At 66.3% G+C, this 15,838-nt stretch carries 18 protein-coding genes; 16 read left to right on the plus strand and 2 right to left on the minus strand.

Annotated elements, in window-relative coordinates; genetic code table 11:
- From CHEJ32_RS0113845 to CHEJ32_RS0113910, 13 genes are all read left to right on the plus strand, one after another.
- The gene (locus tag CHEJ32_RS0113845) at positions 1-957 is read left to right on the plus strand and encodes an ArdC family protein (protein WP_028034380.1); all 957 of its coding nucleotides are present in this window, start codon (positions 1-3) and stop codon (positions 955-957) included.
- Entirely contained in the window at positions 954-1,349 is a 396-nt protein-coding gene (locus CHEJ32_RS0113850; RefSeq protein WP_012092593.1) for a DUF2958 domain-containing protein, read from the plus strand. The genes CHEJ32_RS0113845 and CHEJ32_RS0113850 overlap by 4 nt, the downstream gene beginning before the upstream one ends.
- Positions 1,350-1,472: 123 nt before the next feature.
- Positions 1,473-3,623: a chromosome partitioning protein ParB gene (locus CHEJ32_RS0113855; protein WP_012092594.1), complete on the plus strand. Its 2,151-nt coding sequence runs from the start codon at positions 1,473-1,475 to the stop codon at positions 3,621-3,623.
- Between the two features lie 98 nt (positions 3,624-3,721).
- Complete coding sequence (locus CHEJ32_RS0113860) at positions 3,722-4,198, plus strand: hypothetical protein (RefSeq protein ID WP_012092595.1); 477 nt, start codon at positions 3,722-3,724, stop codon at positions 4,196-4,198.
- Positions 4,199-4,269: 71 nt separating this feature from the next.
- Positions 4,270-4,536, plus strand: a complete 267-nt coding sequence (locus CHEJ32_RS0113865) for a DUF6117 family protein (RefSeq protein ID WP_012092596.1) — start codon at positions 4,270-4,272, stop codon at positions 4,534-4,536.
- Positions 4,533-4,829 (plus strand): hypothetical protein, encoded by a 297-nt coding sequence (locus CHEJ32_RS0113870; RefSeq protein ID WP_012092597.1) that lies wholly within the window; start codon positions 4,533-4,535, stop codon positions 4,827-4,829. The genes CHEJ32_RS0113865 and CHEJ32_RS0113870 overlap by 4 nt, the downstream gene beginning before the upstream one ends.
- A gap of 424 nt (positions 4,830-5,253) precedes the next feature.
- Complete coding sequence (locus CHEJ32_RS27165) at positions 5,254-5,418, plus strand: hypothetical protein (RefSeq protein WP_166507195.1); 165 nt, start codon at positions 5,254-5,256, stop codon at positions 5,416-5,418.
- 210 nt (positions 5,419-5,628) lie between these two features.
- Positions 5,629-6,117, plus strand: a complete 489-nt coding sequence (locus tag CHEJ32_RS0113885) for a DUF6878 family protein (RefSeq protein WP_012092608.1) — start codon at positions 5,629-5,631, stop codon at positions 6,115-6,117.
- A 10-nt stretch (positions 6,118-6,127) separates the two neighbouring features.
- Complete coding sequence (locus CHEJ32_RS0113890) at positions 6,128-6,508, plus strand: hypothetical protein (RefSeq protein ID WP_012092609.1); 381 nt, start codon at positions 6,128-6,130, stop codon at positions 6,506-6,508.
- 39 nt (positions 6,509-6,547) lie between these two features.
- Complete coding sequence (locus tag CHEJ32_RS0113895) at positions 6,548-6,916, plus strand: thermonuclease family protein (RefSeq protein WP_012092610.1); 369 nt, start codon at positions 6,548-6,550, stop codon at positions 6,914-6,916.
- A 131-nt stretch (positions 6,917-7,047) separates the two neighbouring features.
- Positions 7,048-7,605 carry a hypothetical protein gene (locus CHEJ32_RS0113900; protein WP_012092611.1) on the plus strand — a complete coding sequence of 186 codons (558 nt, stop codon included), beginning with the start codon at positions 7,048-7,050 and terminating at the stop codon, positions 7,603-7,605.
- Positions 7,606-7,671: 66 nt separating this feature from the next.
- A complete protein-coding gene (locus CHEJ32_RS0113905; protein ID WP_012092612.1) occupies positions 7,672-8,088 on the plus strand; it encodes a hypothetical protein in 417 nt (138 codons plus the stop codon).
- Positions 8,081-8,725: a hypothetical protein gene (locus tag CHEJ32_RS0113910; RefSeq protein WP_012092613.1), complete on the plus strand. Its 645-nt coding sequence runs from the start codon at positions 8,081-8,083 to the stop codon at positions 8,723-8,725. The genes CHEJ32_RS0113905 and CHEJ32_RS0113910 overlap by 8 nt, the downstream gene beginning before the upstream one ends.
- Before the next feature lie 17 nt (positions 8,726-8,742).
- Here the strand turns inward: CHEJ32_RS0113910 and CHEJ32_RS0113915 are convergent, their stop codons facing one another.
- Together CHEJ32_RS0113915 and CHEJ32_RS0113920 are read right to left on the minus strand one after the other, a co-directional pair.
- Entirely contained in the window at positions 8,743-9,126 is a 384-nt protein-coding gene (locus tag CHEJ32_RS0113915) for a type II toxin-antitoxin system VapC family toxin (RefSeq protein WP_012092614.1), read from the minus strand.
- Positions 9,123-9,380, minus strand: coding sequence for a type II toxin-antitoxin system Phd/YefM family antitoxin (locus tag CHEJ32_RS0113920; RefSeq protein WP_028034381.1), 258 nt, complete (start codon positions 9,378-9,380; stop codon positions 9,123-9,125). The genes CHEJ32_RS0113915 and CHEJ32_RS0113920 overlap by 4 nt, the downstream gene beginning before the upstream one ends.
- 161 nt (positions 9,381-9,541) lie before the next feature.
- Here CHEJ32_RS0113920 and CHEJ32_RS0113925 point away from each other — a divergent pair, with 161 nt between their 5' ends.
- The 3 genes from CHEJ32_RS0113925 (at position 9,542) to CHEJ32_RS0113935 (ending at position 15,515) form a co-directional block, all read left to right on the plus strand.
- Positions 9,542-9,964 carry an antirestriction protein gene (locus CHEJ32_RS0113925; protein WP_012092616.1) on the plus strand — a complete coding sequence of 141 codons (423 nt, stop codon included), beginning with the start codon at positions 9,542-9,544 and terminating at the stop codon, positions 9,962-9,964.
- Positions 9,965-10,122: 158 nt separating this feature from the next.
- On the plus strand, positions 10,123-14,472 hold the full coding sequence (locus CHEJ32_RS0113930) for a strawberry notch-like NTP hydrolase domain-containing protein (RefSeq protein ID WP_028034382.1): 4,350 nt from the start codon (positions 10,123-10,125) through the stop codon (positions 14,470-14,472).
- Positions 14,472-15,515 (plus strand): toprim domain-containing protein, encoded by a 1,044-nt coding sequence (locus tag CHEJ32_RS0113935; RefSeq protein ID WP_028034383.1) that lies wholly within the window; start codon positions 14,472-14,474, stop codon positions 15,513-15,515. Before CHEJ32_RS0113930 ends, CHEJ32_RS0113935 begins: the two co-directional genes overlap by 1 nt.
- Positions 15,516-15,838 lie beyond the last annotated feature (323 nt).

Raw genomic sequence — 15,838 nt, forward strand, 5'->3', positions numbered from 1 at the left:
ATGGCCAGACAGGACCGCGCTCGCCCAGGCGGCGCCCGCAGCAATCTCTATGACGACATCACCGACAAGATCATCGCCGAGCTGGAGGAAGGACGGCTTCCCTGGGTCCAGCCTTGGGGGACTGCGGCGAAAGCGCCGCTTGCCATGCCGCGAAACGCCGCGACCTCGCGGCAGTATTCCGGGATCAATGTGCTGATCCTCTGGGGTGCCGTGGTCCAGAACGGCTATCCGACCCAGCATTGGCTCACCTATCGCCAGGCGGCAGCCCTCGGCGGCAATGTCCGTAAGGGCGAGCACGGCACGACGGTCGTCTATGCCGACCGCTTCACCCCGGAAGACGAGAAGCGCCGAGCCCGCGAGACCGGTGAAGAACCGGGACGCGTCCCGTTCCTGAAGCGTTTCACCGTGTTCAACGCGGCGCAATGCGAAGGCTTGCCCGAGGACATCGCTGTCGAGGCACCACCACCACCGCCAGGCATGATCGAGCCGAGGGTCGAGGCGCTGATCTGTGCCACTGGTATCGATTTCCGCATCGGCGGGGATCGCGCCTTCTATGTTCCGGCGCTCGACTATGTCCAGGTGCCGCCACCGGCCGCCTATTTCGAACCGATCAACTGGCACAGGACGGCGCTCCACGAGATGGGTCACGCCACAGGCCATGCCTCGCGCCTGGGGCGGGATTTTTCGGGCAGTTTCGGCACGAAGAAATACGCCTTCGAGGAGCTGGTGGCTGAGATGAACGCGGCCTTCTGCTGCGCCTCGCTCGGCATCGTGCCGACCGTGCGCCATGCCGACTACATCGGCTCCTGGCTGGAGGTGCTGCGCGAGGATAACCGCGCCATTGTCCGCGCGGCCTCACAGGCCAGTAAGGCGGCCGACTGGCTGCTGGCGCATCTGCCGGCCGAAGATGCCGGGGAACCGGATCCGGCTGCAATCGACGAGAGGGTCGCGGCATGATCCTCCTGACCGGAACACAGCGTGACCGGCTTCTGGCCAATGGATGCCAGCGCGGCGGGGATCACATCCCCGTCGTGAAATTCTTCAACCCCTTCGGCGCGGGCGTCTGGCTCGCCACCGAGCTGGATCAGGGCGGCGACATCATGTTCGGCCTGGCCGATATCGGCTACCCCGAACTCGGCTCGTGGAGCCTGGAAGAGCTGCGTGGGGTCCGGTTGCCCTTCGGCATGGGGATCGAGCGGGATCTGCTCTTCACCGGGGATTTCCCGATCTCGGTCTGGGCGGAGGCTGCGTGGGAAACCGGCAGCATCCAGGCGGCGGAACGAGCCCTCTACCGCGCCGGTGCGGCATTCACCCGCACATCCACAGATACGGAAAGCCGGGAATCCTGATTTCCGGTTGCCGGCTTTGTGGCCTGGCGTCGCACTCTTCAGAGGAAGAGGGCGGCGCTTCGCTTCGTGACGGGTTGGAGGTCGAGAGAGTGGCTCCCGGCCGCCCGTGGCGGAGAAATCACCATGGCCAAAGCTGCCAGGAAGAAGCCCGTCGCCCCGATGATCGTCTTTTCACGGGCGCGCGACATTCCGTTCAACCGGATCAGGCTGTCGGACAGCAATGTTCGCGAGGCTGACGTCGAGGCGGGTCTGGACGAACTTACCCATGACATCGACCGGCGCGAGGATCTCGTGCAGGGCCTCAACGTTCGCGCCATCCTCGACGCGGACGGCGTTGAGACCGGCGATTTCGAGACCCCGGCCGGCGGCCGCCGCTACAGGTCCATCGCGCGCCTCGTCGAAGCCGGTCGCTTCCCGGCCGATGGCCTCGTCCCCTGCATCGTCAAGAAGGCCGATGCCAAGACCTCGGCAGTCGACGACTCGCTGGCCGAGAACCTGCTGCGCCTCGCCCTGCATCCGCTCGACCAGTTCAAGGCGTTCAAGCGGATGTTCGACATGGGCATGTCGAAGGAGGAGATCGCCGACGCCTGGCGGACCACGCCGCGCTACATCATGCAGCGCCTTCGTCTCGCGACGGTCGCGCCGGCGCTGCACGACGCCTATGCGCGGAATGAGATGACGCTGGCGATGCTGGAAGCCTTCACCGTCAATCCCGACCACGAGCGCCAGCAGCAGGTCTGGGAGCGGATCAGCACGTCGTGGCAGAAAGAGCCCTGGCACATCCGCAGCCTGCTGACCGAGACCACGGTTCCGGCTGCCGACAAGCGCGCCCGCTTCATCGGCATCGACGCCTATGAGGCGGCGGGCGGCCCGGTGCTGCGCGATCTCTTCTCCGACGAGAACGGCGGTTGGTTGCAGGACGTCACGCTGCTCGACCGCCTGGTTGACGATAAGCTGCGCACTGTCGCCGACGAGATCGCCGGACAGGGCTGGAAGTGGATCGACGCGGCAGTCGAACTTCCCTACGGCTACGCCAACGGCCTGCGCAGGCTGGTCGGTGTGACCCAGGAGCTGACCGACGAGGAGCGCACCGCCCGCGAGGCGCTGCGCGACGAGTATGACGAACTCGAAGCGCAGTATGCAGAAGCCGACGACCTGCCCGATGAGATCGACCAGCGGCTCGGGGAGATCGAAGCCGAGTTGGAAGGCTTCGAGAACCGGCCCGTCACCTTCGCGCCGGAAGACATCGCCCGTGCCGGTGTTTTCGTCAGCATCGACCGCGATGGCGAGTTGATCGTCAGTCCCGGTTATGTCCGCCCCGAGGACGAACAACCCGAGAGCGTCGATGGTGAGGATGCGGGCGAAGGTGCCGACCCGTCCGATCCCGATGCGGTGCAGCGCGCGGTTATCACCGTCGGCGGCGAGCCGGTCCCGGACGGCGATGAAGAGGAGGACGATGCCGTCAAGCCGCTGCCCGAGCGGCTGGTGACCGACCTGACCGCCTGGCGGACGCTGGCGTTGCGCAATGCGCTTGCCGAGAATCCGCGCGTCGCCATGACGGCGCTGCTGCACAAGCTGGTTCTCGATACTTTCGAGCGCACCGCCACCTCGGGAACCAGCCTCTATGCCGCCGTGCGTCACATCTATCTTCCCACGGATGCGACCGGGCTCGCTGACAGCGCCGCCGCGAAGATGATCGACGAGCGCGCGGACGCCTGGCGGGGCGACATCCCCGCTGGCGATGACGACCGGCTCTGGGACTGGATCGACGGTCTCGACGATGCCAGCCGCCTGGCGCTGCTCGCCCATTGCGTCAGTTTCGGGGTCAACGCGCTTTACGAGCGGCCCAACCCCTATTCGGGGAATGGCATCTCGCAGCACGGTCTCGACCGCCGCATGGCCGAGGCCGAACGGCTGGCACAGGCCACCGGCCTCGATCTCGTCGAAGCGGGCTGGAGGCCCACGGTCGAGAACTACCTGGGTCGCGTGACCAAGACCCGCATCATCGAGGCGGTGCGCGAGGGCGCCGGCGATCGCGCGGCCGATCTCATCGCGCATCTCAAGAAGGGCGATATGGCGAAGGAGGCCGAACGGCTCCTGGCCGATACCGGCTGGCTGCCGGAGCCGCTGCGCCCCGCCATCGAGGCGCAGGCCGTGGATGGCGCGACCGATCAGGACGAGGACAGCGTGGCGCTGCCCGACTTCCTCGCCGGTGGCCATGAGGACACGGCCGAGGCCGCCGACGATCCAGAGGCCCTCGTCGCCGCCGAGTGACGCGCAGCAGCGGGGCGGCCTCCGCCGCCCCGCATTCCATCCCTTCCATCTGAAGGCCCGGCATCTCGCCGGGCCGCTTTCGTTTCAGGAGCAAGATCATGTCCGCTTCCCTCATTTTCGACATTGCGCCTCTCGGCTCGCTCGTGGCCTATAGCGACGGCCAGCCGAAACCGCCCGCACGTTTCACCAAGAAGCTCGCCGCGTGGAAATCCCGCAACGGGGCCGGTCGCCTCGTGCGCAAGGAACCGGGCCGCGAGCGCCCGACCTACACGACGCCGCCGTCCTTCACCCTGCATGAGGGTGATTTCGGCGAAGGCGGCATCATCCTCATCACCATCATGCGCAGCTACGGCATCGACAGCGATCTGAGCTTCCGGGTTGTCGAACGCCCGAAGATCGGTCAGGTCCGTGTTGTGCAGGATGTCGGAGAGAACGTCGAATTGCTGCACCTCGCGGAGAACCACGAGGCGGCCGAACTCTGGCTAGCCAGGAACGGCTACAGCCGCGCGCGCCTCGAGGAGATCACCGCCGACGAGGCAGGCGCCGATGCCGTCGAGGGTCGAGCTGCCGCGTGACCATCGCCGATCCCGTTCATCCGGCCCGCTTGTCCCGTGACGGCGGGCCTTCTTCGTTTCAGGAGAACACAATGGCCATTCCCGATCCCGTTCGAACGAACTTCGACACTCTGCTTCGTGCTGCCGATGACGGCAATCTCGCCCTTATGGAATGCCTCGACGCCGCGACCCGTGAGACACGCTATGTCCTGTGCGCGGTCGGCCGCGACGGGGGTGATTACGTCTTCACGCCGTTCGGCCATCTCGCAAGCGGCAACCCCTATGACGCCTATCTGCCGCCGGATCCCGACGATCCTGCCGGCTTTGTCGAGAAGGCCGAAGATGGGGGCGCATCATGATGACGGTCGATGAAATCTTCGCCGATGACCGCCGCAATCCGCCATCGGAGCGCTCGCTTCCCTGGGAGGAAACCCGCAACGGCGTCACCGTCATCGTGGAACCGAAACCGCATTGGGCCGAGGACATGCGCGCCTTCCGGCTCGATGCCCGCGAATACTGCCGCTATGCCGACTGGACGGCCCATGGCGCCCGGACGCGCTTTTTCGGTCATATCGACACCTCCGGCGACGATGTGATGATGAAGGCCCGCGCCATGATCGCCCGCGAAATCGCCGATGGGTTCTGGGACTGACCGGCCCTGAAAGCCGAACCTTGCACACGGGGCTATCGGGTATCGCTGCACAAGCAGCGATGGATCGAGTTCGAGCTTCACCATTGCGCCAACTCCTTGGTGTTGTGGGGGTAACGGGTTCCGTCCCCGGCCTGAAACACACCCTGAATATCCGCCGGCAACGAGGCTGGCGCAGCAAAGCATCTGCGACGGGTTTCCGGCACCGGCTCGACGCAAAGCACCATCCCCCGCTTCCATTCGCTAACCTTGGTCCGACCGTCTCTTTGCATTCAACCCCGGTGGGGTCGGCTTACGCGCGCGTGCCGCCCTCGGGGATTCGGAAAGAATCCGAACGCCCGAGGGTGATTGCAGATCCGGTCAGACACTTCGGGCGCCTGTCGCGCGGGGGATGGTCCCCCGCCTCCAAAGACAGGAGCCGGAACCCATGTCCTACGCAGATGCCACCGCTTTCGCCGCCAGCCTCGCCACCACGCTGATGGTCGTGATCGTCGTGTTCCAGGCCGGGGACGGCACCCACGGCGCCATGCCCGCCGACGAGTTCGACGGCGACGAAGAGATGGTGAAGCTCGAACTCGATCCCTTCGGCTGAGGCGCGAAAGCGCCTCCGCCCGACGGCCCGGCCCGCGTCAGGCGCAGCCGGGCCTTGTGCCATGCGCAGGCTGCGCATCGCCAGCGGCGGTGCCGAGGCCTCGCCTCGGCTCTGGAAAGGGAGAGTTGGGCCGGGATCGGGGCGAGCCTGGCGGAAGGAGAGGAGAGCGCCGCCGGGCCATATCATCCCGCTCTCCTGGAGGATCATCCAATGACCGATACCGACAAACCAGCCACGCCGGAATTCGACATGGCCGCCAGCGTCGCGCGCTTCTTCGCCGAGCGCGATGAGCGCAACCGTCGCGCTGAAGCGGTCCGTCCCGACAACAAGACGGCGCTGTTCGATGCGCTGGCCGCCGCAGGCATCACTCTCGTGACCGTCACCTTCGACGGTTCTGGCGACAGCGGCCAGATCGAGGACATCACCGCGCAATCGGACGACCGGACCGTGGACCTGCCGCAGGGCGAGATCACCATTGCCACGGTGGCATGGGGAACCGACAAGGTGACCGCAATCTCAATGGGCGTTGAGGCGGCCATCGAACAGCTCGCCTATGACTTCCTCTCGGAAACCCATGGCGGCTGGGAGAACAATGATGGCGCCTATGGCGAGTTCAGCTTCGATGTGGCGGCGCGCACCATCACGCTCGACTACAACGAGCGCTACACCGCCACCGAATTCTACAGTCACGAGTTCTGAGGGGGTGGAAATGGCACATCCCTATCATCATGCGCTCTCGTCGGTGAAGAAATGGGGCGGCACGGTCGAGGATTACTTGCCCATCCATAGCTGGTTCGATGCCAGCAAGGAGATCCTGGCCGATTTTCGTCATCGCGCGCTTCGCCACCATGCCGAGGGCATCTTCATGGCCGAGACCATTTTCGGGGCGACGATCACCCTGTCCACCGGCAGGGTGATCCCGGCCCGATGGGTCGGGGAGCAGCATGTCCGCGAGGATCTGGGCCGTATCCCGTCCTTCGCCGATTGGGCGCGGGCAATCCACCCGGCGCCTTGGATGGGGCGGACGCAGCGGATCGAGGCGGAGGTCGATCCGCATTGCGTCAATGGCCGACTTCAGGAAGAAGTCTGAGCAGTCGCGTCAGCCTCCCCCTTATGAAAGCCTCTTGCCATGCTCAGCCATATCGTCATCTCCGTCCTGCTCTGCACGGCTTCCTGCGAACCGGCGGAAATCCGCGTCTGGGACGGTGACTCGATCCGGCTGGGTATGGGACAGCAGTCCGAAGCTGTTCGGATATTCAACATCGACGCTCCCGAAATGGAGGGCCGCTGCATCCATGAAACCGACCTTGCCCGGCAAGCGAAGATCAGGCTGGCGGAAATCCTGCAAGGTCGGCGGGTCGAAATCCTGCGTCAGGGGACCGACCGCTATGGCCGGACCCTGGCGGCGATACGCGTCGAAGGCCGCGATGTCGGCGATATTCTCGTCGATGAAGGGCTGGCGAGAACCTGGGCCGGGCGGCGTGAGCCCTGGTGCTGATCGCCGGATCGTCCCGCCGAGGTGCGGGACGATCCACCGTCGGGACGGGAGAGTAAGAGTGCGGGCCGGTTGGCCGTGACGGATTGTGAGGCGGGAGAGGGGCTTCCGCCGTCCGTCGCGGAGCATTCCCCATGAGCCTTTCCCACCACACCACTTTCGCCTCGATCGGCGAAATTGTCGCGCGACAGATCCTGCCCCGGCTGCGTCATGCCCAGAAGCTGCCGCTGCGCATCTCCTGCATCGGTATCGCCAGCGATGACGAAAGCGATGACGTCGGCGGCTTCGAGCGCACGCTCGTCATCGGCCAGTGCCAATCCCCCGAAGAGGCGTTGATCATCGCCAGCCAGCGCGTTGCGCGCGGTGATTTCCGCGTTGGACAGGGCGATGCGCTGCGCTTTCGCCCCCGCGTCATGGTCATTCAGGACAACGAACTGGGCCTTGTCCTTGCCGGTGAGGTCCGGGCCGGGATCGTGCTCTGGCAGCATCCGGTCGCCTCCGACGCCGAGGCTCGCCGCACCGTCACGGAGGCCAGCCGTCTGCGGGGCATGGCCTTCACGGCATCCGGGCGCGGCGATGCGGTATCGGCTCGTGATCTCCGCCACCGCGCCAGCCTGCTCGAGGCGCGGCTGGTCGATCCCTTCTGGCGCGAGACGACTGCCGATCTGCTGCGGCTGCCACAAGCTGCCTGACCTGTCGCCCCTTTCCATCCACTAGGCCCGGCCCCGCGCCGGGCCTTCTCGTTTCAGGAGCCTGACATGGCCGACTACTTCACCCATTTCTCCTGCCTGCTCGACGTGGGCAGCCCCGAGAACGCCGCCCGCGCGCTTGATCTCTACAACGCGCTGGCGCGCGAAAACGCCGCCGAAGATCCGCCCTCGGACGGCTTCATGCTTTCGATCCAGCCCGAACATGGCGGCACCCAGCTCTGGATGCGCGATGACGGCACCGGCGATCCCGAGCATGTCATCCAGTTCGTCAAACGCTGTGCCGCCGCGTTCGGCCTGACCGGGCTATGGGGGATGCAATACGCCAATACCTGCTCACGTCCGAGAATCGACGGGTTCGGGGGCGGCGCGCATGTCCTCGACCTCGCCACCGGCGAGACGGTGGACTGGATCTACACCGACGGTTGGCTTTCCACCGTTCTGGACGGGGGCGACCCCAATGCCTGACGTCATCGAAACCACGGTCTATCGGCTCGACGAGCTTTCCGAAGCCGCGAAAGACAATGCCCGCGCCTGGTATCGCGAGGGCGGCTTCGACTACGATTGGTACGATGCCGTCTATGAGGATTTCCGGCGGATCGCGGACATCCTCGGCATCCGCATCAAGAGCCGCACCGTCCGCCTCATGGGCGGCGGCGTGCGACAAGAGCCTTGCATCTGGTTTACGGGCTTCTGGTCGCAGGGCGATGGCGCCGCGTTCGAAGGCCACTATTCCTATCGCAAAGGCACGGCGGCGGAAATCCGTACCTATGCGCCGAAGGATGTGGAGCTGCACCGCATCGCGGATGCCCTGCACCAGGCGCAACGCCGCAACTTCTACCAGTTGACCGCCGAGGCGACCCATCGGGGGCGATACTATCACGAATACTGCATGGCGATCTCGGTCACCCGCGACAGCCCGACCTGGCAGGACATGACCGCCGATGCCGAGGAGACCGTCATGGAGGCATTGCGCGATCTCGCCCGTTGGCTTTATCGCCAGCTTGAGCGCGAATACGACTACCTGACTTCGGATGAGGCGGTCGATGAGGCCATCGTTGCCAACGAATACAGCTTCACAGTTGATGGAAAGCGCTTCGGCTGAAACCCTTCTGCGCTGCCTCACAGAACCGACAGCAGGTCCGTCCGTGAGAAGTCGTCGCCGACGAAGAGCAACGGGCAGCCGCGTTCGCTGGCGACCTCATAGGCGAAGCAATCCCCGTAGTTGAGTCCGGCGGGATGAACGCCCTTGCCCCAGCGGGCATAGGCTTCGGCGATCCTGCGTGCCGAGGCTTCAGTGACGGAGACCACCTCGAACCCAAGGCCCTCGACCAGGGCGGCGATCTCTTCACCGACATTGCGCCGCCCGGCGACGATCAGCGCCTCGGCCACTGTTCCGGCCGAGATCAGCAGGCCGTCTGCCGCCTCGATCGCCACCATGCAGGTCTCGGCCTGCGGCTCGTCCAGCACGATGGCCATCAGCGCCGAGGTATCGACGGCGATCATGCCGGCATCCCGTCATCCCCGTAGAGGAAATCCTGGCTGCGCGCGGCAGCCGCGCCGGGCAATGCCTTGCCCCGCGCCGTGGCCCGGACCCGCTCCATCAGCGCGCGCCGGCCTTTCGGGGTCGCCACCACGGCAACCGGCACGAGGCGGGCGACCTCGTGGCCCCGCCGCGTCAGGATCACCTCGTCGCCGGCTTCGGCCCGCTTCACCAGTTCGGTGAGCTGCCCCTTCGCCTCGGTGACAGAAACCCTCATCGCATATCACTCCAGATGTTCTCCGCTATTCTGCACAAGATGGTCCAGATAATGGTCCACTTCAAGCCCCCAGAGCGAAAGGAGGGCCGGGAACAGGTGCCCCCGGACGGGTTGAGAGAGGGTCGTCCGGCAGGTGCCCCTTTCCCTCTCGGAGACCGATCATGGCTTTGCCCGAACTTGCTTCCCAATCCGCAATCCGCGTCCCCGACGAGCGCCGCATGGACTTCCTGCCGCGCCTTTTTGGCCGGCGCCTGCTCATCATCGGCGAGCATACCGTCTTTCGCTTCATGGAGATACTCAGCCCCGGCGATTACGGCGGCGGGCTCTGGGATTTCTACGAACGCGCCGGCCAGCCGCTCTATCTCGCGCCGACCTCAAAGCCCCGTTGCCGCCTGTTCTGCGAAGGCAACGGCTTCGAGGGCGAGGTCTCAAGCGATGCCGCCGGGATCATCGCCACGCTCTTCGCCTTCTCGCATCTTTCCTTCCGCTACGATGACGACGAACTCGCCGAGGGCTATGGTCGCCTCTACGAGCATGCCGCCGATCACGCGGAGGCGGCGGCGATTTTCCAGGCCATCGACTGAAACCCACAAGCGCCCAGCCTGACGGTCGGGCGCTTGTTTCATGCCTGCTTTCGCCACGGCTTCAGAGCGAGAGATGGGCCGGAAGGGGTTTGAGCCGGTGCGGTCGAGAGAGAGCGCTGCCCGGCTTGATCCTGACTTGCTCTCCCGAGGAATCCCCGATGAACATGATTTCCGCATCCGCGGCGGCATCCGCCACCGCGCCGCTTCCGTTCGACCATGACGCTGAGACCGCGGCCTGCGTTTTCACCGCTGCCGGTCTGCTGCTGCCGCATCTGGAACGCGGTCAGCGTGTCGACGCCGCCACGCTGCGCGGCGCCATGGAGGCCGCCTTCGGCACGTCCGATGCCGCCGGCGCTTGGGACTGGAAGACCGCCTATGATGCCTGCGAGGCGGCGACCGTCCTCTTCCTGCGCAAATACGGCAATGCACTTTTCCGCAAAGCCGGGTCTCCGTCGGCAATCCTGCCGCAGCTTACGAAAATTGCCGGGCTCCTGCCGACCCACACCCGGCGTTCCGAGGAAGCGCAGACCTTCCAGCAGTTCTCCACCCCGATCCCTCTCGGCTTCGCTGCGGTGACGGCGGCGGCGATCACGCACGCCGACCGCGTGCTGGAGCCCTCGGCCGGCACCGGGCTCCTCGCCATCCTGGCCGAGATCGCCGGCGGTGCGCTGCTCGTCAACGAACTGGCCGAGGTCCGCGCCGGCCTGCTTTCCTCCCTCTTTCCGGCCCTGTCCATCACCCGCTTCGACGCCGCCCAGATCGACGATCATCTCGATCCCGGCCTGATCCCGACAGTGGTGCTGATGAACCCGCCGTTCTCGGTCATGGCCCATGTCGAGGGCCGCGTGGCTGATGCCGCCTTCCGCCATGTCGCCTCGACGCTGGCGCGCCTTGCGCCCGGCGGGCGGCTCGTCACCATCACCGGCGCGAGCTTCGCCCCCGACAATCCGGCCTGGACGGCTAACTGGAAACGGCTGCAGGAGCGCGGCCGCGTGGTCTTCTCGGCCGTCATCGATGGATCGGTCTATGCCAAGCACGGCACCACCATCGACACGCGGCTGACCGTCATCGACAAGCTGCCCGCCGAAGACCCGGCGGTGTTCCCGGCAGCGCCCGGTGTGGCGTCGGATGTTGCCACCCTGATGGGCTGGCTGGCGGAGCAACTTCCGGCCAGGCTTCCCGTCGATCCCGGCCTGGCCGTGCCGGTGGCACGACCGACCGCGCCGCGCACCGTGCGCGGCTATGTCAACCGCGCCGCGCGATCCGCGCCCGACGCGCCCCTTGCGGAACCGGAGGCCGTGCCGGTCGCCTACGAGATCGTGGATTGGGAACCGGCCGAGGGCGGCCGCCTCTCCGACGCGATCTACGAGGAATACGGTCTTCAGACCATCCGCATCGCCGGGGCGCAGGCGCATCCGACCCAGCTCGTGCAGTCGGCCTCGATGGCGAGCATCGCGCCGCCGAAGCCGAGCTATCGTCCGGTGCTGCCCAAAGACATTCTCGGCAGGCTGTCCGAGGCGCAGTTGGAGACGGTGATCTATGCCGGCGAGGCCCATATGGGATTCCTCGCCGGCGCCTGGACGGTCGATGACACGCTCGACAATCTCGCCGCTGCGCCGGAGGATGCCGAGGACGCCATCCGCTTTCGGCAGGGCTTCATGATCGGCGACGGCACTGGCGTCGGCAAGGGCCGGGAATCCGCAGCCATCATCCTCGACAACTGGATGCAGGGCCGCCGCAAGGCGGTGTGGATCAGCAAGTCCGACAAACTGCTGGAAGACGCGCAGCGCGATTGGTCGGCCCTCGGCATGGAGCGGCTGCTGGTCACGCCGCTGTCGCGCTTCCCGCAGGGGAAGCCCATCACGCTGAACGAAGGCATCCTATTTTTAACCTATGCCACGCTGCGCTCCGATGATCGCGGAGAAAGGGTTTCGCGCGTCAAACAGATCGTCGAATGGTTGGGCAAGGACTTCGATGGAGTGGTGATTTTCGACGAGGCGCATGCCATGGCCAACGCCGCCGGCGGCAAGGGAGAACGCGGTGATGTCGCCGCCAGCCAGCAGGGTCGCGCCGGGCTGCGCCTCCAGCATGCCCTGCCGCAGGCCCGCGTCGTCTATGTCTCGGCGACCGGCGCCACCACCGTCCACAATCTCGCATATGCGCAAAGATTGGGCCTCTGGGGCGGCGAGGATTTCCCGTTCTCGACCCGTGCCGAGTTCGTCGAGGCGATCGAGGCCGGCGGCGTCGCGGCCATGGAGGTTCTGGCGCGCGACCTGCGGGCGCTCGGCCTCTACACCGCCCGGTCGTTGTCGTTCAAAGGCGTCGAATACGAGCTGCTCGACCACGAGCTGACGCCCGAGCAGGTCCGCATCTACGACAGCTATGCCGATGCCTTCGCCATCATCCACAACAACCTCGATGCCGCGATGCAGGCCGCCAACATCACAGGCGGCGAAGGCGGCTCCGGCACGCTGAACCGGCAGGCAAAATCCGCCGCCCGCTCGGCCTTCGAGAGCGCCAAGCAGCGCTTCTTCGGTCATCTCCTGACCAGCATGAAAACCCCGACGCTGATCCGCTCGATCACCGCCGATCTGGAAGCGGGCCATTCGGCCGTCATCCAGATCGTCTCGACCGGCGAGGCGCTGATGGAGCGGCGTCTGGCGGAGATCCCCACAGAGGAATGGGGTGACCTGAAAATGGACCTGTCGCCGCGCGAATACGTCCTCGACTACCTCGTCCATTCCTTCCCGGTCCAGCTCTACGAGCCGTTCACGGATTCAGAAGGTAACCTGTCCTCGCGCCCGGTCTATCGCGACGGCCAGCCGGTCGAAAGCCGCGAAGCCGTGGCGCGGCGCGACGAGATGATCGCCAGTCTGGCTTCGCTGCCGCCGGTTCCCGGCGCGCTCGACCAGATCATCCAGCATTTCGGGACCGATACGGTCGCCGAGGTGACGGGGCGCTCGCGGCGCATCGTCCGCAAGCGCGGCGTGACCATCGACCGCCTCATCGTGGAGAACCGCGCGGGTTCGGCGAACCTCGCGGAAACCCAAGCCTTCATGGACGATGCCAAGCGCGTGCTGGTCTTTTCCGACGCTGGCGGCACCGGCAGGTCGTATCACGCCGAGCTGTCAGCGAAGAACACCCGGCTGCGCGTCCATTATCTGCTCGAGGCGGGCTGGAAGGCGGACGCCGCCATCCAGGGCCTTGGCCGCACGCATCGCACTAATCAGGCGCAGCCGCCGCTGTTCCGGCCGATCTCCACGAACGTCAAAGCCGAAAAGCGCTTCCTCTCGACCATTGCCCGCCGCCTCGACACGCTGGGCGCGATCACGCGCGGTCAGCGCCAGACCGGCGGCCAGGGCCTGTTCCGCCCCGAGGACAATCTGGAATCCCATTACGCGCGCGATGCGCTGCGCCAGCTCTATCTGCTGCTGGTGCGAGGCAAGGTCGAGGGCTGCTCGCTGGAGCGGTTCGAGTCCGCCACCGGCCTGAAGCTGATGGACAGCAACGGCATCAAGGACGATCTGCCCGCCATCACCACCTTCCTCAACCGGGTGTTGGCACTGACCATCGAGCTTCAGGGTATCCTGTTCACCGCCTTCGAGCAGCTTCTGACCGCGCGCATCGAAGGCGCCATCGCTTCGGGCACCTATGACGCCGGGCTGGAGACGCTGCGCGCGGAATCGTTCACCGTCAGCGACCGGCAGGTGATCTACACCCATCCGCGCACCGGGGCCGAAACCAGCCTGCTGACGATCACCGAGCGCAGGCGCAACCGGCCGGTGACGCTCGACGTCGCCCTGGCGGAACTCGATGATCCGCGCGCGAAGCTGCTGATCAACGAGCGCTCGGGCCGCGCGGCGGTGCAGATCCCCACCACCAGCGTCATGCTCGACGATGGCGAGATCGAGCGCCGCGTCAGGCTGATCCGGCCGATGGAAGCGCAGAACATCCCGGTCAGAATGATGGGCGAAACCCATTGGGTCGAGGTGGACCGGGACGCCTTCGCTTCGGCTTGGAAGGCCGAACTCGCGGAGGTGCCGGAATTTGCCGACGCCACCCTGCATATGGTGACGGGCCTGCTGCTGCCGATCTGGAAGCGGCTGCCGAATGACTCCACCCGTGTTTATCGGCTTCAGACCGATGCCGGCGAGCGCATCATCGGCCGCAAGGTCTCCCCGGCCTGGGCGGCAAACGCGACCACTACCGGCATAGCATCTGTCACGCCCGAAGATGCCTTCGCGGCGCTGATGGAAGGCCGGACGATCCTCGATCTCTCCGAGGGCCTCCAGCTTCGCCGGGCGCGCGTCATGGGCGTGAACCGCATCGAACTCTCCGGCTTCACCGACAGCATGCGCCAGCGCCTCACGGCCTATGGCCTGTTCCACGAGATCATCTCGTGGAAGCTGCGCATGTTCGTTCCGATCGATGCCGCCGGCCCTGCGGTGCTTGCCAAGGTTCTCGACCGCTGGCCGGTCGAACGCATCGGCGAGCGGGAGGCCGCGTGATGCCGCGTCACGACGCATCCGAACTGGCGATCCGTCTCGGCCGCGAGGCCGAGGCGGTCTGCCGCCACTACCTGTCGTCCGGCCGTCGCGCCGGGCGATACTGGCTGGTCGGCGATGTGCAGAACACGCCCGGCCGTTCCATGTTCGTCCGTCTCACCGGCCAGGAATCCGGCAAGGGCGCGGCGGGGAAATGGACCGATATGGCCACGGGTGAGCATGGCGATCTGCTCGACGTCATCCGCGAGGCGCTTGGCCTTGTCGACTTCAAGGACGTGGCCGAGGAAGCGCGCCGTTTCCTTGCCCTCCCGCATCCTGAACCGGAGAAGACGAGGACGCCGACCGGCAGCACATCCAGCAGCGTGCCCGGTTCGCCTGAAGCGTCGCGCCGCCTCTTCGCCATGGCGCAGCCGATCCACGGCACCCTTGCGGCGATCTACCTCAACGGGCGGGCGATCACCTCCCTCTCGGACACCACCGCGCTGCGCTACCATCCGAGGTGCTACTATAGACCCGACGAGTCTTCACCCACCGAGATCCGGCCGGCACTCGTTGCCGCCGTCACCGATCTTGCGGGCCAGCAGACCGGCGCGCATCGCACCTGGCTCGCCCCGGACGGTTCCGGCAAGGCGGCTGTCGAAACACCGCGGCGGGCGATGGGCGTCCTTCTCGGGCACGCTGTCCGCTTCGGAACCGCCGCTGAGGTTCTCGCCGCCGGCGAGGGCATCGAGACCGTGCTGTCGCCCCGTCAGGTTCTGCCCCGCATGCCGATGCTGGCGGCGCTTTCGGCCGCTCACCTCGCTGCCATCCTGTTCCCGCCGTCGCTGCGCCGGCTCTATGTCGTCAGGGATCGCGACCCGGCCGGGGACGGTGCAAGAGACGGCCTGGCCGCCAGAGCAGAGAGCCTCGGGATCGAGGCGATGTCGCTCACGCCGCTCAACGGCGATTTCAACGATGATCTGCGACGCCACGGCGCCGATGCCCTCCGGGCGCGTCTGAAGGATCAGCTTCATCCTGAAGACGTCCGCCGGTTCATGGAGAGGTGAGGTCGTGATCGGTCCCGGAGGCGCGGCCCAGCGTCATCCTCTGCCGGTTTCAGTCTTTCGCCATCGGCAGGTGCATCCATCGTCGGAGAGTCCCGCGCCCACGGCCTTCGGAGAGGGCGATCGGCGCACAAACGGGCCGGGCAGGCAATGGCCGGGTTTGGACTATTTTCCGCCGGCGGGGACGAACCCCGCCTTTGCATCGCGAAAGTCAAAATAGCCCACCCCCGGCCATCAAGGCCCTCGCGGAGCGGGCGAGGGCTGCCAACCCGTCCCGCCCGTGCGCTTCGACGCCTGCGAAGGCCGCGATGGGCGCGGTCTCCAGA

It is taken from the genome of Chelativorans sp. J32 (assembly GCF_000518985.1).
Taxonomy (GTDB): Bacteria; Pseudomonadota; Alphaproteobacteria; order Rhizobiales; family Rhizobiaceae; genus Chelativorans.